The following is a 20580-nucleotide window of genomic DNA, read 5'->3' as shown; positions in this document are numbered from 1 at the left end:
CCGGCCTCCGCGCACCAGCGCGCCACCCGCTCCAGCAGCTCGTCGTCGAGGTCGGCCATCGCGACGCGGAACGTTGCCGACGGGGCCTCCGGAGTCAAGGATCACGTTGCCGGGGGCACGCCCGCGTGGTTCACTCCCGCGCATGTCACCTGCTGCGCCGAACGGCGCGCGCGTCCCGGCGTTCGTGCGCGCCCTCCGGTGGATCCTCTACGCGCTGCTGCTCGTCGCCGCCGCGCTCACGCTGGCGGGCCTCCCCGAGCTGCAGCGCGCGGTGGCGGCCGGGCACTGGCCGCGCGCCACCCTCGCCATCCCGCCCGCGCTCGTGGCGGTGTTCATCGCCGGCTACGCCACCTACCGCTTCGCGCTGGTCCGCGCCGGCCGCTACCCGGCCGGCAAGGCGCTGGTGCAGCTGGGCCTGATGGTCCTGATGGTGGCGGTGATCGGCGGGATCGCGCTGGAGCGCGGGCAGGGGGCGCCGGACGCGCCGGTGGACCTGGGCCGCGCGCTCGCCTCGACCGACCCGGACGCCCGGGCCATGGCGGCGGAGCTGGCGCGGCACCGCCCGCGCGAGGTCTCCGAGCGCCTGGTGCCGGCGCTGGTGGAGCTGGCGGCGGACCCGGCGCCGGAGGTGCGGCGGCAGGCGCGCGCCACCCTCGCGGCGCTGGCGGGCGAGGACGCCGGCGGGGACGGCCCGGACGCGCCGGAGCGCTGGCGCGCGTTCTGGCGCGCGAGGGGCCTGATCCCGCGCTAGGCGCGCGGTCCGGGGCGGGCATGCGGTCTGGGGCTTGTGCCTGGCCGCGCGGTCTGATATTGAGAACCATTATCAACATGAATACCGAACGGGACAGGATGAAGGGCTCGAGCAGGCCGCGGGAGGGCGGCGGGTCGGCGCAGGTGTCCGGTCCCACCGCCACGCTCGCCGCGTACATCCAGGAGCGCGGCCTCAAGCAGTCCCGGCAGCGCGAGCGCATCGCCCAGTCGTTCTTCGCCATGGGCGGCCACGTCACGGTGGAGCAGCTGGTCGCGCGCGTGCGCCGGGACGACCCGCGGGTCAGCGTCGCCACCGTGTACCGCACCATGAAGCTGCTGGCCGAGTGCGGCCTGGCGGTGGCGCGGCAGTTCGGCGACGGCCAGACGCGCTACGAGGCGTCGGCCGGGCGCGACCACCACGACCACCTGATCTGCACCGCCTGCGGCGAGATCATCGAGTTCGCGAACGAGCGGATCGAGAGCCTGCAGGAGATGGTGGCGCGCCGGCACGGCTTCGAGGTCGAGAGCCACCGTCTCGAGCTCTACGGCCGCTGCGCCCGGTGCCGCCCGCCGGGCCGCGCCCGCCAGGAGGCGCGCCCGTGACGCCTCCTCCCCCGGAGGCCGCCGCGCGCCACGAGGCCGACCTCGATCGCAAGCAGGTGGTGGCGGCCGCGCGGTCCGTGATCCTGGTCGGCAACCCCAACGTCGGCAAGAGCGTGCTGTTCGGCGCGCTCACCGGCAAGTACGTCACCGTCTCGAACTACCCCGGCACCACCGTCGAGGTGACCCGCGGCTCGGCCACCATCGAGGGCCGGCCCTGGCACGTGATGGACACGCCGGGGACGAACAACCTGCTCCCGATGTCCGAGGACGAGCAGGTGACGCGCGACATCCTGCTGGTGGAGCGCGACTACGTCTGCCTGCAGGTCTGCGACGCGAAGAACCTGCGCCGCGGGCTGCTGCTGTCGGCCCAGCTCGCCGAGGCGGGCATCCCGTTCGCGCTCGCGCTCAACATGGCGGACGAGGCCGAGGGGCGCGGCATCCGCATCGACGAGGCGGCGCTCACGAAGGCGCTGCAGGTGGACGTGGTCCGGACGGTGGCGGTGCAGCGCAAGGGGCTCGCCACGCTCCAGGCCCGGCTCGCCTCCGCCCGGCCGTCGCCGTGGCGGCCGCGCTACGACGAGGCCATCGAGGACGCCATCGCGCGCGTCGAGCCGCTCATGCCCCGCGGCGGCATCGGCCCGCGCGCGCTGGCGGTGATGGCGCTGGTGGGGGACGACTCGCTCCGCGCGCACGTCTCCGGCAAGCTCTCGGCCGTCGAGCTGGCGCGCATCGACGAGGTGCGCCGGGCGCTGGCCTCGCGCTACCCGGAGTCGCTGCGCTTCGTGATCGCCCGCCAGCGGCTGGCGGCGGTGGACCGGCTGCACGACGCGGTGCTCACGAAGGGCGACGCTTCGGCGGCGAGCGGGTTCGCCCGCCGGCTCGGCGCCTGGTCCACCCATCCGCTCTGGGGGCTGCCCATCCTCGCGGTGGTGCTCGCCGTCGCCTACCTGTTCGTGGGCGACTTCGGCGCCGGCACCGCGGTGGACTTCCTCGAGAACACCGTCTTCCACGAGTACCTGATCCCGTGGACCGAGCACCTGGTGCGCTGGATCGTCCCGGCCGGCGCGGTGCAGACGTTCCTGGTCGGGCCGCCGGGGGTGCCGCCGCTGGAGCACGGCGGGTTCCTGATCGGCAAGTACGGCGTCGTTTCGATGGGGCTCTCCTACGGCGTGGCGATCGTGCTGCCGATCGTCACCACGTTCTTCATCGCGTTCAGCATCCTCGAGGACTCCGGCTACCTGCCGCGGCTCGCGGTGATGGTGAACAAGGTCTTCAAGCGGATGGGCCTGAACGGCAAGGCCGTGCTGCCCATGGTGCTGGGGCTCGGCTGCGACACCATGGCCACCATGACCGCCCGCATCATGGAGACGCGGAAGGAGCGGGTGATCGTCACGCTGCTGCTGGCGCTGGCGGTGCCCTGCTCCGCGCAGATGGCGGTGATCCTGGCCATGACCGCCGGCCTGTCGATGGGGGCCACCGCCTGGTTCGTCGGGACGCTGCTGCTCGTCATCTTCCTGGTGGGCTGGCTCGCCGCCAAGGTGCTGCCGGGGCGCGGCTCGGACTTCATCCTGGAGCTGCCGCCGCTCCGGCTCCCGCAGGCCTCCAACATCGCGGTGAAGACCTCGGCGCGCATCGAGTGGTACCTGCGCGAGGCGCTGCCGCTGTTCGTGCTCGGGACGCTCATCCTGTGGGTGCTCGACCGCTTCCACGGGCTGGCGGTGCTGGAGCGGGCCGCCGCGCCGGTGGTGGTGGGCATGCTCGACCTGCCGCCCGAGGCCGCCACCGCGTTCATCCTGGGCTTCCTGCGGCGCGACTACGCCGCCGCCGGCCTGTTCCGCCACTTCCAGCCCTACATGCAGGCCGGCACCATGACCTGGAGCATGGAGATCCAGGTGGTGGTGGCGCTGGTGACGATCACGCTGTTCGTCCCGTGCATCGCGAACTTCTTCATGATCCTGAAGGAGCGCGGCTGGAAGACCGGCCTCGCCATCATGGGCTTCATCATCCCGTTCGCGTTCGGCGTCGGCGCCGCCGTCAACCAGCTCATGCGCCTCGTGCACTAGGAGCCGCCCGTGCCCGCCGTGGTCGCCAGGAACGAGAGGTGCCCGCTCTGCGGGACCGAGTTCGACGCGGAGGGGCAGGGCTGCCGCCCGAGCTGCCCGATGGCCAGGGGCTGCCGGGTGATCTGCTGCCCGTCCTGCGGCTACTCGTTCCCGCAGGAGGCCGGCGTGGCCGGCGGGCTGCGCAAGCTGTTCGACCGGCTGAAGGAGAAGAGGGGACACGCACCGTGAATCACCGCACCACGCACCGCAACGAGGAGATCCTGGAGGCGGTCTTCACCGAGCGCGAGGCGGGCCGCGACGCCGCCGCGGGCATCCTGGCGCAGGCGGCGCCCGATCACGCGCCCGGCGCCGACGCCTCCGACCTCGAGGCGCTCGCGGCGGAGGGGATGCTGCGCCTCGACGGGACGCGGGTGGCGCTCACCGAGGAGGGCGAGCGCCAGGCGCGCGACGTGGTCCGCCGGCACCGCCTCACCGAGCGGCTGTTCCGGGACCTGCTCGACCTGGGGGAGGGGGCCACCGAGAAGCAGGCCTGCGAGTTCGAGCACATCCTCTCGCCCGAGGCCACCGACTCGGTCTGCACGCTGCTGGGCCACCCGCCGACCTGCCCGCACGGAAAGCCCATCCCGCCGGGCCCTTGCTGTGGCACGTTCCAGCGCACGGTGCGCCCGCTCGTGACCGGCCTCGCCGCCTTCGACCTGGGGGCGACCGGCCGCATCGTCTTCATCGCGCCCAAGTTCCACGACCGCATGGACCGGCTCGCCGCGCTGGGGGTGATCCCCGGCTCGACGCTCCGCCTGCACCAGCGCTCGCCCTCGTACGTCATCGAGGTCGGCGAGACCACCATCGCCCTCGATCCTGAGATCGCGGGCGAGATCTACGTGAAGCCGGTCGAGGCGCGGTAGCGCCCCGGCCATCGCAGTCCACCCGGAAGCGACACCGGAGGCGGGCTCCCGCGCGAGCCCAAGATGAGAATGACAATCAACATCATGACCCGCACCCTGCTCCTCGCCCTGTGCCTCTCCGCCCCCGCCGCGCGCGCGGCCGAGCCCGCCGCGGCCCCGCAGCCCGCCGGCGCCGGCGCGCAGGGCGATGCAGCCGGGAAGAAGGACGCCGCCGCGAAGCAGGACGACGCGCCCGCCACGCAGGAGCAGGTCCGCACGCTGGCCGAGGAGGTGCGCCGCCTGAAGCTCGAGCTGGGGCTGCGCGACGTCGAGTACCAGTCGTACGGCGGCATGGGCCCGGCCGCATCCAAGGTCTACTTCGCGCCCAAGGGGCTCTCCATCGGCGGCTACGGCGAGCTCACCTACCGGAACATGACCGACGGCCCCACCGGCGACCAGAGCGACCTGCTCCGCGCGGTGCTGTACGTGGGCTACCGCTTCACCGACCGGATCGTCTTCAACTCGGAGATCGAGTTCGAGCACGCCGGCCACGAGGTGGGCGTCGAGTTCGCCTACCTCGACTTCCTGGTCACCGACGCGCTGGGGCTCCGCGTCGGCAACGTGCTCGTCCCCATGGGCTTCGTGAACGAGATGCACGAGCCCGCCTTCTTCAACGGCGTGTTCCGCCCCGACGTCGAGCGGCTGATCATCCCGACCACCTGGAACGAGAACGGCGTGGGCGTGCACGGCGAGGTGGCGGGGCTCCGCTACAAGGCGTACCTGCTCACCGGGCTCGACCTGTTCCGCGGCGGCGAGGAGACGCCGGAGGCGGACTCGTGGATCCGCCAGGCCCGCAGCGGCGGCGGCGAGTCGCGCGCGGCCACCGGCGCCGGCGTCCTCTCGCTCGAGTACGCCGCCGGTCCCGCCACGGTGGGCGGCTCCGTCTACCGCGGCCGCGCCGACCAGCGCGAGCGCACCGCCGGCGGCGAGGCCATCCGCGCCGACGTGACCCTGGCCGAGCTGCACGCGCAGGCGGCCTGGCGCGGCGCGAGCGCCCGGGTGCTGAGCGTGGTCGGGCGGCTCGGCGACGCCGCGAAGGTCTCCGAGCAGCTCGGCCTCTCGGGCGACGAGGTCCTGGGCTCGGGCGTGAAGGGCGGCTACGCCGAGGTCGCCTACGACGTCCTGACGCTCGCCGCCCCCGGCGGCGCCGCCTCGCTCTCGCCGTTCGTCCGGGTGGAGCGCTACGACCTGCACGACCGCGTGCCGGCGGGCGGCGTCCGGAACCCCGGGCTCGACCGCACCGCGGTGACCGCGGGGCTCACCTTCAAGCCCATCCCCACGGTGGTGCTGAAGGCGGACTGGCAGCGCCGCGATCCGAAGGCCGGATCGGCCACCGACCAGGTGAACGTCGGCGCGGGCTTCGTGTTCTAGGGGGCGGCCATGGCGCGCGCGCTGCTCATGGGGCTGGCCACCGCCGCGGCGCTCGCCGCCGGCGGGGCCGCCGCCGCCGAGGCGGGCCCGGCCCCGGCGAAGGACGAGGCGGTGGTGCGGTCCGCGTTCCCGGGGACGGAGCGGGTGGAGGTCCGCGACGTGCTGCTCACCGACCCGATGGTCGAGCGCATCGAGCGCCTGGCGCGGGCCCGGGTGAAGGAGCGGCTGGTGACGTTCTACACGGCGCGGCGGGGCGGCGAGGTGCTCGGGTACGCGGTGATCCACAGCCACGTGGTCCGGACCAAGCGCGAGACGCTGCTCCTCGCGTTCGAGCCGGACGGGCGCATCCGCAAGGTCACGGTGCTCGCCTTCCTCGAGCCGCAGGAGTACCGGCCGCCGGAGCGGTGGCTGCGGCAGCTCGAGGGGAAGGGGCCCGCGGACCGGCTGGCGGTGGGCGACGACCTCGCGCCCATCACGGGCGCCACGCTCTCGGCGCGCGGCATCGCCGAGGAGTCGCGGTGGCTGCTCCAGGCGCTGCGCGAGACCGCGGGGGCGCGGCCGTGAGGTTCCTCGTCCAGCCCACCCCCGACGCGCTGGCGCGGGCCCGCCCGCCGGTGCGCGCCTTCCTCGTCTTCGCGGCGCTGGCGCTGGCCGGCGTCGCGGTCCAGCGCGCGGCCGCGGGGGGCTTCACCGCCGCGGGCGTGCTGGACCAGTACCTGGCCGGCGGCGACCCGCTCCCCGCGGCGGCGCTCTGGGAGGAGGTGCACGTCGGCGCGTTCCTGTACGGCTTCGTGCTCCTCATGGCCGGCTCGCTCCTGGCGGTGTGCCCCGTGCCGGCGCGGCTGCGCTCGGCCCTGGTCGGGCTCGCCTTCGCCGCCGCGCTCGCGGACCTGTTCGCGCCGTTCGCGGTGATCCGCCTCGGGGGCGCCGGCGGGCTCCGCGTCGCGACGTCGATCGCGGCGCTCGGGTCGCTGGGGGCGCTCCTCGCCGTGGTGGCGGCCACCTACGGGCGACCGGGGAGGCGCGCCGGTGCGTGACCCGCGCCTCGCGCCGTTCCGGGCGCCCGCCCTCGCGTTCGCGGCGCTCCTGCTCGTCTCGGCGGCGAGCGGCGCGGTGCTGTTCGTGCTGAAGCTCGGCACGACCGCGGCCCGGGTGCAGGAGTTCTACCTGGGCTCGGAGGCGCGCTTCGCGGCCCCGCGGACGCTCGGCGGCATCCTGGAGGTCGCGATCCCGCACCTCGTCGCCGTCCCGCTGGTGCTGTTCGCGGTGGCGCACCTCGTCGCGTTCACCCGCGCGCTCCGCCCGCGGCCGTACGCGGCGCTGGTGCGCCTCTCCTTCGGCTGCGCGCTGGCCGGCGCGCTGGCGGGGCTGGGCGTCCGGTTCGTGGCGCCGTGGCTCGCCTGGGTGAAGATCGGCGCGTTCGTGGGGCTGGAGGCGGCGCTGCTCGCCTGGGCCGCGCTGCTCGTCGGCCTGTTCCTGCCGGAGCGGGCCGAGGCGCACGCGCGCCGCGACGCCGCCGCCGACGGCGCGAGCCCGCAGCGCGTGCCCGGGGCGCCGCGCCGCGACTGACGTCGCCCGACGTCCGGAGGCGCTCACGGCTCGGCGGGCGCATCCCGGGCGGCGCGCACCAGGCGGCCGGCGAGCGCCGGCGAGACCCGCACCGCGCCGTCTCCGCCGACCAGGATCGCCGCCGCCCCGGCCGCCTCGACGCGGGCCAGCCCGGCCTCGCCGCCCTCCAGGAACGCCGCCTTGCCCAGGATCTCGGCCTCCACCGCGGTCCGGGCCAGCACCGTCACCGCGCGGCTCGCCGGGGAGGGGCGGCAGGTGCGCGGGTCGATGAGGTGGTGGTAGCGCCGGCCGCCGGCCTCGAACGCGTGCTCGTAGTCGCCGCTGGTGGAGAAGGCGCGGTCGGAGACATCGAGCGCGGCCATCGCGTCGAGCGGGCCGCCGCGCGGGTCCCGGATCGCGACGTGCCACGGCGCGCCGCCGCGCCGCCCGGCCGCGTACAGGTCCCCGCCCGCCTGGAGCAGGAAGTCCCGCAGCCCGAGCGCGCGGAGGCGGCGGGCGGCCCGGTCCACCGCCCAGCCCTTCGCCAGCCCGCCGAGGCCGACCTTCATGCCGGCGCGCTGCAGGCGCGCCTCGCACCCCGGGCCGCCGCGGCGCGCGCGCAGCTCCAGGCCGCGCCAGCCGACGAGCGCGCAGCGCGCCCGCACCGCGTCGTCGGGCGGGGGCGCCTGCTCGGTGCCGTCGAACCGCCAGAGCTCCGAGACCGCCGCCCAGGTCGGATCGAACAGGCCGCCGGTCTCGCGGGCGCCGCGCCGGGCGATCCGGAGCACCTCGCACAGGTCGGCGGGCAAGGTCACCCAGCCGCGGCCGGCGCGGGCGTTGAGCCGGGAGAGCGGCGAGTCGGGGCGCCACTCGTTCATCACCCGGTCCACGCGGTCGAACACCGCGAACGCGGCGTCGATCCCGGCGCGGGCGCGCTCCGGTGGCGCCACCACCGCGACCGTGAGCAGGGTTCCCATCCCGGGGCGCGACTCCCGGAGCTCGCCCTCCAGGGGAGGCGCGAGCGACAGCAGGGCGAGCAGGGCGGGGAGGGCGGGCACGGAACGCTAGGGATATCCGGGGCTCCGCCGGTCCGCCACCGGCCTCGCCGCGCGCCGGCGGTCCCCCGGGCCCGGCCCCCGTGGCACTTGACCGCGTGCGGCGAGATGTCTAGATCGCGGGTTCACCAGATGAATCTGGATTCAGCCCGATGAGCATGCGTTCCCAGGAGGTCCCCCGGCTGCGGGAGCGGCTCCGCGAGGAGACGGCGCGCTCCATCCTGGCCGCGGCCGAGCGCGTCTTCGGGGAGGACGGGCTGCACGCGGCGCGGATGGAGCGGATCGCGGCCGCCGCGGGCGTCGCAGTGGGCACGCTCTACAACCACTTCGCCGACCGCGAGGCGCTGGTGGAGGCGCTGTGCCGGACCGGGCGCGAGGCGCTCCTCGCGCGCGTGGACGCCGCGCTGGCCGCCGCCCAGGGCCGCCCCGCGCGCGAGCAGCTCCGCGGCTTCCTGGAGGGCGTGCGCGAGCACGCGATCGCGCGCGGCCCGTTCCTGGCGGTGCTGGCGCAGGCCGGCGAGGGGCCGGCGCGGGCGCGGCCGCCGGTGACGCTCGAGGCCGAGCTGACGCGGCGGGTGGAGGCGATCGTCCGGCGCGGCGTGCGCGCGGGCGAGCTCCGGCCGGACGCGCACGGCGTCCACGCGGTCGCGTTCCTGGGGATCACCCGGGCGCTGGTGGTGCGCACGCTCGAGCGGCAGGGGAGCTGGGACGGCTTCGTGGACGCGGTGCTCGACGCGTTCCTGCGCGGGGCGGGGCGGTGAGCGCCGCGCGGCCCCCCGTCAACAAGTGGCTGGTGACCGTGTCGGTCACCTTCGGCACGCTCATGGGCGCCATCGACGCGTCGATCGTGAACGTGGCGCTGCCGCAGATCCGGGGCGCGGTCGGCGCCACCGTGCAGGAGATCACCTGGATCACCACCGGCTTCGCCATCGCGACGGTGATCGTGATGCCGCTCACCGCGTTCCTGGGCCGGCTGTTCGGCCAGAAGCGCGTGTACATGGCCAGCCTGTTCGTGTTCGTGGCGGGCTCGGCGCTGTGCGGGATGGCCTCCAGCCTCGGCCAGGTGGTCGCGTTCCGGGCCATCCAGGGGCTCGGCGCGGGGGCCCTGCAGCCCACCGAGCAGGCCATCCTGCGCCAGACCTTCCCGCCCAGGGAGCAGGGCATGGCCATGGCGCTGTTCGCGATGGCCGTGATGGTCGGGCCCGCCGTCGGCCCGACGCTGGGCGGCTACATCGTCGACGACTTCCACTGGTCCTGGATCTTCTTCATCAACCTGCCGGTCGGCGCGCTCGGCCTGTTCATGGTCTGGCGCTTCGTGCACGAGCCGGAAGACATCCGGGCCGCGAACGCGGCCGCGGCGGCCGAGCAGCGCCGGAACATGGACTGGCTCGGCATCGCGCTGCTGGCGGTCGGGCTGGCCATGCTCCAGTACTTCCTGGAGGAGGGCCAGCGGGACGACTGGTTCGAGTCGCGCATCATCACCGCGGCGGCCGCGGTCGCGGCCGTGGCGCTCGCGCTGTTCGTGTGGCGCGAGCTGGTCGCGAAGGTGCCGGCGGTGAACCTGCGGCTGTTCCGCGACACCGTGTTCACCTCGGGCACGGTGATCGGCGCGGTCATGTTCGCGATCCTGATGGCGAGCATGTTCCTGCTGCCGCTCTTCATGCAGGAGCTGCTCGGCTTCACCGCGATGCAGTCCGGCCTCGCGCTCATGCCGCGCGTGCTGGTGATGATGCTGGTCACGCCCGTCGTCGGCCGGCTCTACTCGCGCGTCTCGCCGCGCCTGCTGGTGGCCATCGGCGTGGTGCTGGTGTCGCTCGGCTCCTTCGACGTCTCCCGCATCACGCTGGCGAGCACCTCCTCCGGCATCGTCCACGCCATCCTGATCCAGGGCGTCGGCTTCAGCTTCCTGTTCGTCCCCCTCACCACCGCCGCCCTCTCGAACATCCCGCGCGAGCGGCTCGCCGACGCGACCGGCCTCAACTCGCTGCTGCGCCAGGTCGGCGCGTCCATGGGGCTGGCGGTGTTCGCGACCATCCTCGACCGCTCGGGCGTGACCGCGCGCGCGGCGGTCGCGAGCCACCTCACCCCGGACCGGCCCGAGGTGCAGGAGCGGCTCGCGCAGCTCGGCGCCTTCTTCGCGCAGAAGGGCTTCGACCCGGTGTCGGCGCGGGAGGCCGCGCTCCGCGCCCTCGACGGGATCGTCCGCAAGCAGTCGATGGTGATCGCCTTCGAGCACGTGCTGTTCGTCACCGGCGTCCTGTTCCTGTGCGTGCTGCCGCTGCTGTTCTTCCTCAAGGTGAACCGGCACGGGCCTGGCGAGAAGGTCCACGCCGAGATGGAGCCGTGACCATGACCCCTCCCGCCGATCCGAAGCTCCACGAGGTCCGCGCGCCGCCCGCGCCGGCGGACGCCCCGGCGCGCCCGGGCGGCCGGCGCCGCGTGCTGGTGGGCGCCGGCCTGGTCGCGGGGGTCGCCGCGCTGGCGCTCGGCGCGCACGCGCTCCTCACCCGCGGCGAGGAGAGCACCGACGACGCGCAGGTCGAGGCCGACGTCGTCGCGATCGCGCCGCGGGTGGGCGGCCCGGTCGCCGAGGTGCTGGTGGCGGACAACGCCCAGGTGCGGCAGGGGCAGCCGCTCGTCCGCATCGACCCGGCCGACTACCAGGTGCGCGTCCGCCAGGCCGAGGCCGAGCTGGCGACGGCCCAGGCCCAGGCGGCCGCCGCGGAGGCGCAGGTGGCGGTCGCGCGCGCCGGGGTGACCCGCGCCGAGGCGGAGTCCGAGAAGGCCGCCCTCGACCTGCGCCGGGCCGAGGAGCTGAAGGCCGGCGACGCCATCGCCACCGAGCGCTACGACGCGACCCGCATCGCCGGCGCCACCGCGCGCGCCGGCGCCGGCGCCAACCGGGCGCAGTACGCCGCCGCGCTCGCCAGCGGCGAGCTGGCGAAGGCCCGGGTCGAGGCGGCGCAGGCCGCGGTGGACCTGGCCCGCCTGCAGCTCTCCTACACCGAGGTGCGCGCGCCCGCCTCCGGCCGCGTCTCGCGCCTCGCCGCGCGGGTGGGGCAGATCGTGCAGCCGGCCCAGAGCCTCGGGCAGCTCGTGCCCGACCGCACCTACGTGGTCGCGAACTTCAAGGAGACGCAGACCGGCGGCATCCGCCCCGGCCAGCCGGTGGACGTCGAGATCGACGCGTACGGCGGGCGCACGCTCCACGGCAAGGTCGAGAGCATCTCCGGCGGCACCGGCGCGCGGTTCGCCCTGCTGCCGCCGGACAACGCCTCCGGGAACTTCGTCAAGGTGGTCGAGCGCGTCCCGGTGCGGATCGCCTGGGACGCAGTGCCGGCGGACCTGCCGCTGCGCGCGGGCCTCTCGGCCTTCGTGACGGTGCACACGAAGTAGGACGAGGGCTGCGCCCTCGCCCCGCCGGCCCCCACACCCGCCCACCCGCGGGCCGTCCAGACATCGGCCGATTTCTGGACGGGTCCCCTCCGGCTGCTACGGTCGCGGCGAGGCAGCCGAATGGCCGTGACGCGCGGACGCAGGTGGGGCGTGTACGTGGGGGTCGTCGCCTTGCTGGCGGCCCTCTCCGCCGCCGATCCGTCCGGCCTCCGCAAGCACCTGCGCCTCGCCGGCGAGGTCGACCAGATGCGCGCCGAGAACGTGCGCCTGGCGTCCGAGAACGCCCGCCTCGCGCGCGAGGTCCGGGCGCTCCGCTCCGAGCCGGCCGCGCTCGAGCGCGCCGTGCGGGAGGAGCTCCGCTACATCCGCCCCGGCGAGCGGGTCTACTGGCTGGGCGCCGAGCGCGGAGGGGCCCCGTGAGCGAGCCGCTCCCCGCGCTGCCGCCGGTGCGCGCGCCGGTGGGCGCCACGCCCACGGTGCGCCGCCGGCTGGCGCTGCAGCGCTCGCGGCCCCTGCTCATCCGCGCGTACGCGCTCCTGCTCGGCGAGGCGGGGCTGGCCGGCCCCATCGCCCGCCGCCGGGCGGCGCGCTTCGCGGTGCGGAGCCTGCCGGCGCTGGTCACGGTGGCGGTGGGCGCGCTGGTGGCGCTGCGCGGCTTCGAGTCCGCCGCGGGCTGGGGGCAGGTGGCCGCGATGGCGGTGCTGGCGGTGGCGCTCGGCGCGCTGGTGTGGCGCCGGGTGGCGCGCGCGGCCGCCGGGGAGCAGGCCGGCTACCGCGAGCAGCTCGAGCTGGGCTCGCTGTTCGTGGTGGCGGCGTACGCGGTGGCGCAGAGCGCGAGCTTCGGGCACGCCGAGTCCGCGTTCCAGCCGGTGGTCTACCTGGTGATGGCGTTCCTGGTGGCGTTCCTCGCCCCGGGGGTCGGCGCCGGGCTGGTGGCGCTGGCGGTGACGCTCGAGGCGCTGCTGTGGGCCGGGCGCGGCGCGCGGGTGGTGGACCTGCCCGAGGCGGTCGTGCACGCCGGCTTCGTCACCGTGTTCGCGGTGCTCTACTACGCGGTGCTGGCCGGGCAGGTCGCGGCCAGCCGGCGCGACGAGCGGCTCGCCATCGAGCGGCGCATGAAGGAGATCGACCACCTGGCGCGCGCGTTCCGCCTGAGCGTGGCGGCGCCGGACGACGCGCAGGATCCGGCCGAGCGCGAGCGCCGCTGGAGCGAGGGCGCGGTCATCGAGATCGAGGCGGCGGTGGGCGGGGCGCTGGAGGTCGCGGTGGCCGCCCTGCGCTGCCACACCTGCGCGCTGTTCTGGCTGAGCGAGGACGAGAAGACGCTCACGCTGCTCGACTGCCGCTCGCCCAGCGAGGCGGTGGGCCGCGAGCCGCTGCCGGCCGGGGAGGGCCCGCTCGGCGGCGCGGTGCGGCGGCGCTCCCCGGTGCGGCTGCACGGCGAGGTGAAGGCCGTCAGCTACTACGCCGACGGCACGCGGCCGAAGGCGCTGCTCGCCGCGCCGCTGGTGGACCCGCGCGGCGGCCACGTGCGCGGCGTGGTGCTGGTGGACCGGATGGAGCCGACGCCGTTCAGCGAGGCCGAGGAGAAGCTCCTCGTCACGCTGGCCGCCGAGATCCTGCGCGCGGTGGGCGCCGAGCGGCTGATGAAGGACGTCCGCCAGACGCGCGCCGAGGTGGACCGGTTCTACCGGTCCATCGAGCGGCTGAACCGCACCCGCAAGCTCTCGGAGGTCTACGACGCGCTGGTGGGCGTGGCGTCGGAGATGGTCACGGTGGACTTCGCCGCGGTCGCGCTGCGCGACGAGGTGGATCCGTCCAAGGTGCGCGTGGTCCGCGTGGCGGGCGGGGAGGGGGAGCGCACCGGCGCGGCCGGCCTCGACGACCTCGAGTTCGCGATGGGCGACGGGTGCCTCGTCTCCTCCGCCATCAAGATCGACGACGTGCTCCCGGTGAACGCGCTCGACCCGGCCAAGACCCGCGTGTTCGGCTCGGTGTGCCTGCGCGGCCTCGCCTCGCTCAAGATCTTCCCGCTCAAGGTGGGCGAGCGCTCCATCGGCGCGCTGGTGCTGGGCGCGAAGCGCGCCGGCGCGTACGGCCGCGACGCGGTCCAGCAGTTGCTCGTGATCTCCATGCACGCGGCGCAGTCCATCGACCGCGCGCGCCTGTTCGACCAGACCGAGCGGCTCGCCACCACCGACGGCCTCACCGGCCTCACCAACCACCGCACCTTCCAGGAGCGGCTGGACGCGCACCTGGGCCAGGCGCAGCGCTACGGCAAGCGGACCTCGCTGCTGCTCTGCGACATCGACCACTTCAAGTCGGTGAACGACACGTACGGCCACCCGGTGGGGGACCAGGTGCTGCGCGGGGTGGCGAGGACGCTGGCGCGGGCCGCGCGCGGCACCGACGTGGTGGCCCGCTACGGCGGCGAGGAGTTCGCCATCGTCATGCCGGAGACCGACACCGGGGGCGCGATGGTCATCGCCGAGCGCATCCGCGAGAAGGTCGGCCAGCTCGTCTTCGAGACCGAGCAGGGTCCCCTCAAGGTCACGCTGTCGCTGGGGGTCGCGACCTTCCCCGACGACGGCACCCAGAAGCCGGCGCTGATCGAGCGCGCCGATGCCTGTCTCTACCACGCCAAGCGGCACGGCCGGAACCAGAGCGTCTCGGCGGCCAGCCTGCGCGCCCCTCGCCGCGCGGCGGTGTGACGGCGGGCCTCCGCGGCGGTGGCCGGCGCCCGCCGCGCCCTGCTAGACTTCCGTCCGCGCCGCCCGTCCCCCGGGCGGCCTCGCCCGGAGCCGCCCAGGCTTGAAAAAGAACTTCGTCCTCGACACCAACGTCCTGCTCCACGACCCGCGCAGCATCTTCGGCTTCGGAGACAACGACGTCGTCATCCCCATCTACGTCATCGAGGAGGTCGACAACTTCAAGCGCGACCTCTCGACGCTCGGCCGCAACGCGCGCCAGGTCTCGCGCTCGCTCGACGAGTTCCGCTCCCGGGGCAAGCTGCGCGAGGGCGTGCCCATCGGCGACGCCCACGGGCACCTGCGGGTGCTGGTGGCGGAGCACAAGCTCCCGCACGGCGTCGGGAACGGGCACACCATCGACGACCAGATCCTGGCGGTGGCCCTGGAGCTCGCGCAGCGCGAGCAGGGCACCCCCACCGTCTTCGTCACCAAGGACACCAACCTCCGCATCCGCGCCGACGCGCTCGGGCTGCACGCCGAGGACTACGACGTCGAGGGCGTGGTGCTGGACGAGCTGTGGAGCGGCAGCTCGGAGCTGGACGTCTCGCCGGAGGACGTGAACGCGTTCTACGCGGGCGGCGCGCTGGCGGCCGACGAGGGGCGCGAGCCGCCGCCGCCGAACGCGTTCGTGGTGCTGCGCGATCGCACCAACCCGCAGCACTCGGCGGTGGGGAAGTACAGCGCCGCGAAGCAGGCCTACGTGCCGCTCATCAAGACGCCGAAGGAGGGCGTCTGGGGGATCCGGCCGCGCAACAAGGAGCAGTCGTTCGCGCTCGACCTGCTCCTCAACGACGAGGTGCGGCTGGTCACGATCGTCGGGAAGGCCGGCACCGGCAAGACGCTGCTCGCCATCGCCGCCGGCCTGCAGAAGACCATGGAGGACGGCGTCTACCAGAAGATGCTGGTCTCCCGGCCCATCTTCCCGCTGGGCCGCGACCTCGGCTACCTGCCGGGCTCGGTGGAGGAGAAGCTGAACCCCTGGATGCAGCCGATCTTCGACAACGTCGAGTACCTCATGAACCTGTCGCGCTCGGAGAAGAAGGCCGGGCGCGGCTACCACGAGCTGCTCGACCTGGGCATCCTCGAGATCGAGCCGCTCACGTACATCCGCGGCCGCTCCATCCCCAACCAGTTCATCATCGTGGACGAGGCGCAGAACCTGACGCCGCACGAGGTGAAGACCATCATCACGCGCGTCGGCGACGGGACCAAGATCGTCCTCACCGGCGACCCGTACCAGATCGACAATCCCTACGTGGACCAGACCAACAACGGCCTCATCCACGTGGTGAACCGCTTCATGCACGAGCGGCTGGCCGGGCACATCACGCTGGAGAAGGGCGAGCGGAGCCCGCTGGCCGAGCTGGCTGCGAACCTGCTGTAGCGGGACTGCGCCGCGCGGCCTCAGCCGCTAGATCCCTCGGGCGATATGACGAACCGGGCCGATCCCACGCCGCCGGCCGCGCCGGCGCTCGAGTACCCGCTCCGCTACACCTTCAAGGTGATGGGGCTCGCGGGCGACGACTTCGCCGAGCACGCGCGGCGGCTGGTGGCCCGCGGCGTGGGCGAGGCCCCCGCGATCGACGTGACCGTCCGCGCCTCGTCGGGCGGGAAGTACCACTCGGTGAGCGTGGCGGTGCGGCTGGAGTCGGAGGCGCAGCGGCGCGCGGTGTACCAGCTGCTCTGGCAGGACGAGCGCGTCGTCTACTACCTCTGACCGCCGCTCAGGCGGCGGCGCAGGGGGTGCCGAAGTCCACCAGGTCCACCGGCCGCGGCGCCATCCCGAACGTCAGCTCGTCGCGCCAGCCCTCGGCGTCGCCGCCGATCTGCAGCGGCATCGGCTTCTCGAAGCGCATGGCCACGCGGTCGGCGTGGAAGTCGAGCAGCCCGCGGTGCGCGAAGCGGCCCGCCCAGATGCTCGGCACGCTGGTGAGCAGCGTGCGGATGGGGATGCTCGTGGCCACCCGGACCTGCATCATGCCCGGGGCCTGCTCGGCGAACGGGAAGGCGCGCAGGCCCAGGCCGTAGTACGGAACGGTGCTCGCGGCGGCCATCATGCAGGGGCCGGCGTAGAGCAGCTCGCCGTGCGCGATGGGGCGGCCGACGCGGTTGCCGCGCCCGTCGAGGCGCCAGGCCGGGCGGCCCACGTTCACGATCTCGCAGTAGGTGGGGCGGCGCTCGACCAGGCAGCGCGGCGCGGAGCGCAGCGCGATGGCGAGGCCGTAGCCGCTCGCGCCCAGGCCCAGGCGCCGGAGCGGCGTGCCGGCGAGCTGCGACTTCAGCCAGATGTAGTCGTTCAGCACGGCGGCGTCGATGCCGACGCCGGCGAACGGGGTGAGGCGGTCGCCGCAGGAGACGAGGTCGAGCCGGCGGACGCGGCCGACCTCGCCGCGCACGAAGCGGAGCAGGTCCTGGACGTGCCGCCGCGGGGTCGCGCCCACCACGCCGGCCACCGCGTTGCCGGTCCCGAGGGCGAGCACGCCGAAGCAGGGAGGCCGGGCCGCGCGCCGCTCCGCGCTCTCCAGGATCCGGTTCACCCAGGACACGAACGTCCCGTCGCCGCCGCCGGTGAACACCGTGCGGTAGCGCCGGGTCACCACCTCGTCGGCGATGGCCGCGGCCTCGTCGGCGCAGCGCGACACGAAGAGGTGCTCGTCCGGCAGCACCGAGGAGAGCGCGCGGCGGACGCCGGGCGTCACCTGCTTCGCGTTCGCGTTGAGGAGGACGGCCACGTCGGCGCCCGGCGGGGCGAACGGCTGTTCGAACCCGTGGGACCGCTCGGCGGTGGCGACCATTCGAAGCATGGAGTTCCCTTGCGAGGCTGTGACGCGGATGTCCGGGTTTCCTGAGCAAGCAGGGTGCCACGGCGCGTCACCAGGGCAAAACCGTGGCGTCACGGCAACTTATTCGCCTGCGCGGCGCCCTGTGCGGGGAGCAGGGGACGCGTCGCCCGGGTGGCAGTGCGTCGCGCGCTACGCAGCGCGCCGTCGCCCACCGGCCGGGGGGCCGGGAGGGCGAGCGCGCCGTTTGACAGGGTTCGCCGCGGACTTACGTTGCCCCCCGTCCAGGAGGACTTTCGAACCATGGCCAAGATCATCGGCATCGACCTCGGCACCACGAACAGCGTGGTTGCGGTGATGGAGGGGAAGGACCCCGTCGTCATCACCAACGAGGAGGGCTCCCGGCTCACCCCGAGCGTGGTCGCCTATACGAAGGAAGGGGAGCGGCTCGTCGGGCAGGTGGCCAAGCGCCAGGCCATCACCAATCCCGAGAAGACCGTCTACTCGATCAAGCGCTTCATGGGCCGGCGCTTCGGCGAGGTGCAGGACGAGATGAAGCGCGTCCCGTACCACGTCGCCGAGGGCCCGAACGGCGACGCGCGCATCGAGATCGACGGCAAGCAGTACTCGCCGCCGGAGATCAGCGCGCAGGTGCTGCTCAAGCTGAAGCGCGCCGCCGAGAACTACCTCGGCGAGAAGGTGACCGACGCGGTCATCACCGTGCCGGCCTACTTCAACGACTCGCAGCGCCAGGCGACCAAGGACGCGGGCGAGATCGCCGGCCTGAACGTCCGGCGCATCGTCAACGAGCCGACCGCTGCCGCGCTCGCGTACGGCCTCGACAAGAAGAAGAACGAGAAGATCGCCGTCTACGACTTCGGCGGCGGCACGTTCGACATCTCGATCCTCGAGGTGGGCGAGAACGTGGTCGAGGTGCTCGCCACCAACGGCGACACGCACCTCGGCGGCGACAACATCGACCAGCAGGTCATCGACTGGCTGATCGCCGAGTTCAAGAAGGACACCGGCATCGACGTGTCGAAGGACAAGATGGTGCTGCAGCGCCTGAAGGAGGCGGCGGAGAAGGCGAAGATCGAGCTCTCCTCGATGATGGAGACCGAGATCAACCTGCCGTTCCTCACCGCCGACCAGACCGGCCCGAAGCACCTGTCGGTGAAGCTCTCGCGCGCCAAGCTCGAGCAGCTCGTCGAGGCCCTGATCGAGCGGTCGATCGAGCCGACCCGGCGCTGCCTGGCCGACGCCAAGCTCCAGCCGTCGCAGATCGACGAGGTGGTGCTGGTCGGCGGCCAGACCCGCATGCCGAAGATCGTCGAGACGGTGAAGCGGTTCTTCGGCAAGGAGCCGAACCGGACCGTCAACCCGGACGAGGTGGTGGCGGTGGGCGCGGCGGTGCAGGCCGGCGTGCTCTCCGGCGAGGTGAAGGACATCCTGTTGCTCGACGTGACGCCGCTCTCGCTGGGCGTCGAGACGCTGGGCGGCGTGATGACCCGGCTCATCGAGCGGAACACCACCATCCCGGCGAAGCGGTCGGAGACGTTCTCCACCGCGTCCGACAGCCAGACCTCGGTGGAGATCCACGTGCTGCAGGGCGAGCGCGAGATGGCGCGCGACAACCGCACGCTGGGCCGCTTCCACCTGGAGGGCATCCCGCCCGCGCCGCGCGGCATGCCGCAGATCGAGGTCACGTTCGACATCGACGCGAACGGCATCCTGAACGTGTCCGCGAAGGACAAGGGGACCGGCAAGGAGCAGAAGATCACCATCAGCCACTCGTCCGGCCTGGCGAAGGACGAGGTGGAGAAGATGGTGGCCGACGCCCAGTCGCACGAGGCCGAGGACAAGGCGCGCCGCGAGGAGGTGGAGCAGCGGAACCGGGCGGAGAACCTCGCCTACCAGATGGAGAAGCTGCTCAAGGAGAACAAGGAGAAGCTCGCGGCCGCCACCGTGAAGGAGATCGAGGAGGCGGTGCAGGAGGTCCACAAGGTCCGCGAGAAGGGCACCGCGGCCGAGGTGAAGGCGGCCATGGAGCGCCTGGAGAAGGCCAGCCACAAGGCGGCCGAGGAGCTCTACAAGACCGCCGCGCCGGGCGGTCCGGCCGAGGGCGCGCCGCCCCCGGGCGGCCCCGGGGCCGAGGAGAAGCCGAAGGACAACGTGGTGGACGCGGAGTTCAAGCAGGTCTAGCGGGGGCCACCGCCCCGCGGAGACGGGCCGCCTGGCGCAGCCGGGCGGCCCGTCGTGCGTCCGGCGTCCGCGCCCCGGCGCGCCTCGCTTTTCGGGCGCCCCCGCCTTAATCTCGCGCCCGTGCACCTCACGGTCCTGTCGCGCTCGAGCGAGATCTACACCACGCGCCGCCTGGTCGAGGCGGCGGGCGCCCGCGGGGTCCGCGCGCGCGTCGTCGATCCGCTCGAGGTGGAGATGGGGCTGTTCGACGAGGCGCCGCAGGCCTACTGGCGCGGCAAGCGCTTCCCCCGCACCGACGTGGTCGTGCCGCGGATCGGCCTGTCCATCCACCAGTACGGCCTCTCGGTGGTGAACCAGCTCGAGCTGCTCGGCATCCCCGCGCTGAACGGCGCCTACGGCATCGCCGCCAGCCGCAACAAGATGCGCAGCCTGCAGATGCTCTCGGCCGCCGGCGTGCCGGTGCCGCGCACCGTCATGGCGAGCGACCCCTCCGGGCTGAAGGACATGGCGCGGCTGGTGGGCGGCGTCCCGGTGCTCGTGAAGCTGCTCTCCACCAGCGAGAAGTCGGGCGTGATGATCTGCGAGACGCTCCAGTCGCTGGAGGCGGCCCTGGAGGCGATCCTGGGCCTCGGGCAGAACATCGTGGTGCAGCAGTACCTGAAGGGCGCGAAGGGGCGGGACCTGCGCGCGCTGGTGGTGGGCGGCGAGGTCGTCGCGGCGATGCGCCGCCGGCCGCCGGTCGGGCGCTTCTCGCGCAACCTGCGGCGCGGCGCGCAGTTCGAGCAGGTGAGCCTGCCGCCCGCGTACGCGCGGGCCGCCGCGCAGGCCGCCCGGGTGCTCCAGCTCGAGGTCTGCGCGGTGGACATGCTCGACGTGAAGGGCACGCCGCGGGTGTTCGAGGTGAACTCCTCGCCGTCCATCCGCGAGGCGGAGAGCGCGTGCGGCGTGGACGCCGCGGGGCGGATCGTGGAGCGCGCCATGGCGCTGGTGCGCCGGGGGCGCGCCCCGGCGGGCGCGGGGCGGCGCCGCCGCGACGGCGCGGCCGCGGCGGCGCGGCCCTGAATGCGTGGCCGGCCCCGGCCGTCCCTGGTATAGAGCCCGACCATGCGCACCCTCGCACT

The 20580-nt window shown here is 74.1% G+C and carries 20 protein-coding genes; 18 read left to right on the top strand and 2 right to left on the bottom strand.

Going from position 1 to position 20580, the window contains the following annotated elements:
• Positions 1-142 precede the first annotated feature (142 nt).
• The 9 genes from PSR1_RS11875 (at position 143) to PSR1_RS11835 (ending at position 7297) form a co-directional block, all read left to right on the top strand.
• A complete protein-coding gene (locus PSR1_RS11875) occupies positions 143-751 on the top strand; it encodes a hypothetical protein (protein WP_059437782.1) in 609 nt (202 codons plus the stop codon).
• A 98-nt stretch (positions 752-849) separates the two neighbouring features.
• Positions 850-1353, top strand: coding sequence for a Fur family transcriptional regulator (locus PSR1_RS11870; RefSeq protein WP_011420620.1), 504 nt, complete (start codon positions 850-852; stop codon positions 1351-1353).
• On the top strand, positions 1350-3416 hold the full coding sequence (gene feoB / locus PSR1_RS11865; RefSeq protein WP_059437783.1) for a ferrous iron transport protein B: 2067 nt from the start codon (positions 1350-1352) through the stop codon (positions 3414-3416). The genes PSR1_RS11870 and feoB overlap by 4 nt, the downstream gene beginning before the upstream one ends.
• Before the next feature lie 9 nt (positions 3417-3425).
• Positions 3426-3644 (top strand): hypothetical protein, encoded by a 219-nt coding sequence (locus PSR1_RS11860; RefSeq protein ID WP_059437781.1) that lies wholly within the window; start codon positions 3426-3428, stop codon positions 3642-3644.
• Complete coding sequence (locus PSR1_RS11855; RefSeq protein ID WP_059437780.1) at positions 3641-4318, top strand: metal-dependent transcriptional regulator; 678 nt, start codon at positions 3641-3643, stop codon at positions 4316-4318. The genes PSR1_RS11860 and PSR1_RS11855 overlap by 4 nt, the downstream gene beginning before the upstream one ends.
• Before the next feature lie 84 nt (positions 4319-4402).
• Positions 4403-5728 carry a hypothetical protein gene (locus PSR1_RS11850; protein WP_237757930.1) on the top strand — a complete coding sequence of 442 codons (1326 nt, stop codon included), beginning with the start codon at positions 4403-4405 and terminating at the stop codon, positions 5726-5728.
• Positions 5729-5737: 9 nt separating this feature from the next.
• The gene (locus PSR1_RS11845; RefSeq protein WP_059437778.1) at positions 5738-6292 is read left to right on the top strand and encodes an FMN-binding protein; all 555 of its coding nucleotides are present in this window, start codon (positions 5738-5740) and stop codon (positions 6290-6292) included.
• Positions 6289-6765, top strand: coding sequence for a hypothetical protein (locus PSR1_RS11840; protein ID WP_059437777.1), 477 nt, complete (start codon positions 6289-6291; stop codon positions 6763-6765). The genes PSR1_RS11845 and PSR1_RS11840 overlap by 4 nt, the downstream gene beginning before the upstream one ends.
• The gene (locus tag PSR1_RS11835; RefSeq protein ID WP_059437776.1) at positions 6758-7297 is read left to right on the top strand and encodes a hypothetical protein; all 540 of its coding nucleotides are present in this window, start codon (positions 6758-6760) and stop codon (positions 7295-7297) included. Before PSR1_RS11840 ends, PSR1_RS11835 begins: the two co-directional genes overlap by 8 nt.
• A 23-nt stretch (positions 7298-7320) precedes the next feature.
• Here PSR1_RS11835 and PSR1_RS11830 read toward each other — a convergent pair whose 3' ends face one another.
• Entirely contained in the window at positions 7321-8334 is a 1014-nt protein-coding gene (locus PSR1_RS11830) for an FAD:protein FMN transferase (RefSeq protein WP_059437775.1), read from the bottom strand.
• A 149-nt stretch (positions 8335-8483) separates the two neighbouring features.
• Between PSR1_RS11830 and PSR1_RS11825 the strand changes: the two genes are divergently transcribed.
• The 7 genes from PSR1_RS11825 to PSR1_RS11795 all read left to right on the top strand — a co-directional run bounded on the left by PSR1_RS11825 (position 8484) and on the right by PSR1_RS11795 (position 16194).
• Positions 8484-9092, top strand: a complete 609-nt coding sequence (locus tag PSR1_RS11825) for a TetR/AcrR family transcriptional regulator (protein ID WP_059437774.1) — start codon at positions 8484-8486, stop codon at positions 9090-9092.
• Entirely contained in the window at positions 9089-10678 is a 1590-nt protein-coding gene (locus PSR1_RS11820; RefSeq protein ID WP_059437773.1) for a DHA2 family efflux MFS transporter permease subunit, read from the top strand. Before PSR1_RS11825 ends, PSR1_RS11820 begins: the two co-directional genes overlap by 4 nt.
• A 2-nt stretch (positions 10679-10680) precedes the next feature.
• Positions 10681-11727: an HlyD family secretion protein gene (locus tag PSR1_RS11815; RefSeq protein WP_059437772.1), complete on the top strand. Its 1047-nt coding sequence runs from the start codon at positions 10681-10683 to the stop codon at positions 11725-11727.
• A gap of 120 nt (positions 11728-11847) precedes the next feature.
• Positions 11848-12147, top strand: coding sequence for a septum formation initiator family protein (locus PSR1_RS11810; RefSeq protein WP_059437771.1), 300 nt, complete (start codon positions 11848-11850; stop codon positions 12145-12147).
• The gene (locus PSR1_RS11805; protein WP_059437770.1) at positions 12144-14438 is read left to right on the top strand and encodes a sensor domain-containing diguanylate cyclase; all 2295 of its coding nucleotides are present in this window, start codon (positions 12144-12146) and stop codon (positions 14436-14438) included. The genes PSR1_RS11810 and PSR1_RS11805 overlap by 4 nt, the downstream gene beginning before the upstream one ends.
• Before the next feature lie 100 nt (positions 14439-14538).
• On the top strand, positions 14539-15861 hold the full coding sequence (locus tag PSR1_RS11800) for a PhoH family protein (protein ID WP_059437769.1): 1323 nt from the start codon (positions 14539-14541) through the stop codon (positions 15859-15861).
• Between the two features lie 45 nt (positions 15862-15906).
• The gene (locus tag PSR1_RS11795) at positions 15907-16194 is read left to right on the top strand and encodes a DUF493 domain-containing protein (protein WP_059437768.1); all 288 of its coding nucleotides are present in this window, start codon (positions 15907-15909) and stop codon (positions 16192-16194) included.
• A gap of 7 nt (positions 16195-16201) precedes the next feature.
• Here the strand turns inward: PSR1_RS11795 and PSR1_RS11790 are convergent, their stop codons facing one another.
• The gene (locus PSR1_RS11790; RefSeq protein WP_059437767.1) at positions 16202-17281 is read right to left on the bottom strand and encodes a diacylglycerol kinase family protein; all 1080 of its coding nucleotides are present in this window, start codon (positions 17279-17281) and stop codon (positions 16202-16204) included.
• Positions 17282-17560: 279 nt separating this feature from the next.
• Here PSR1_RS11790 and dnaK point away from each other — a divergent pair, with 279 nt between their 5' ends.
• Together dnaK and PSR1_RS11780 are read left to right on the top strand one after the other, a co-directional pair.
• A complete protein-coding gene (gene dnaK, locus PSR1_RS11785) occupies positions 17561-19459 on the top strand; it encodes a molecular chaperone DnaK (protein WP_059437766.1) in 1899 nt (632 codons plus the stop codon).
• A 120-nt stretch (positions 19460-19579) separates the two neighbouring features.
• Entirely contained in the window at positions 19580-20521 is a 942-nt protein-coding gene (locus tag PSR1_RS11780) for a RimK family alpha-L-glutamate ligase (RefSeq protein ID WP_059437765.1), read from the top strand.
• The last annotated feature ends 59 nt before the right edge of the window (positions 20522-20580 follow it).

Origin of the sequence: Anaeromyxobacter sp. PSR-1, from assembly GCF_000964525.1 — a bacterium.
In the GTDB taxonomy this organism is placed as follows: domain Bacteria; phylum Myxococcota; class Myxococcia; order Myxococcales; family Anaeromyxobacteraceae; genus Anaeromyxobacter.
This window is presented reverse-complemented; position numbering and strand designations above follow the sequence as displayed.

Excerpts from the sequence above, each read along its gene's own strand:
- PSR1_RS11850 (WP_237757930.1), top strand. The coding sequence starts at position 4,403 with ATGACCCGCACCCTGCTCCTCGCCCTGTGCCTCTCCGCCCCCGCCGCG.
- PSR1_RS11875 (WP_059437782.1), top strand. The coding sequence starts at position 143 with ATGTCACCTGCTGCGCCGAACGGCGCGCGCGTCCCGGCGTTCGTGCGC.
- PSR1_RS11815 (WP_059437772.1), top strand. The coding sequence starts at position 10,681 with ATGACCCCTCCCGCCGATCCGAAGCTCCACGAGGTCCGCGCGCCGCCC.
- PSR1_RS11790 (WP_059437767.1), bottom strand. The coding sequence starts at position 17,281 with ATGCTTCGAATGGTCGCCACCGCCGAGCGGTCCCACGGGTTCGAACAG.
- PSR1_RS11870 (WP_011420620.1), top strand. The coding sequence starts at position 850 with ATGAAGGGCTCGAGCAGGCCGCGGGAGGGCGGCGGGTCGGCGCAGGTG.
- PSR1_RS11795 (WP_059437768.1), top strand. The coding sequence starts at position 15,907 with ATGACGAACCGGGCCGATCCCACGCCGCCGGCCGCGCCGGCGCTCGAG.
- PSR1_RS11845 (WP_059437778.1), top strand. The coding sequence starts at position 5,738 with ATGGCGCGCGCGCTGCTCATGGGGCTGGCCACCGCCGCGGCGCTCGCC.
- PSR1_RS11825 (WP_059437774.1), top strand. The coding sequence starts at position 8,484 with ATGAGCATGCGTTCCCAGGAGGTCCCCCGGCTGCGGGAGCGGCTCCGC.
- PSR1_RS11810 (WP_059437771.1), top strand. The coding sequence starts at position 11,848 with ATGGCCGTGACGCGCGGACGCAGGTGGGGCGTGTACGTGGGGGTCGTC.
- dnaK (WP_059437766.1), top strand. The coding sequence starts at position 17,561 with ATGGCCAAGATCATCGGCATCGACCTCGGCACCACGAACAGCGTGGTT.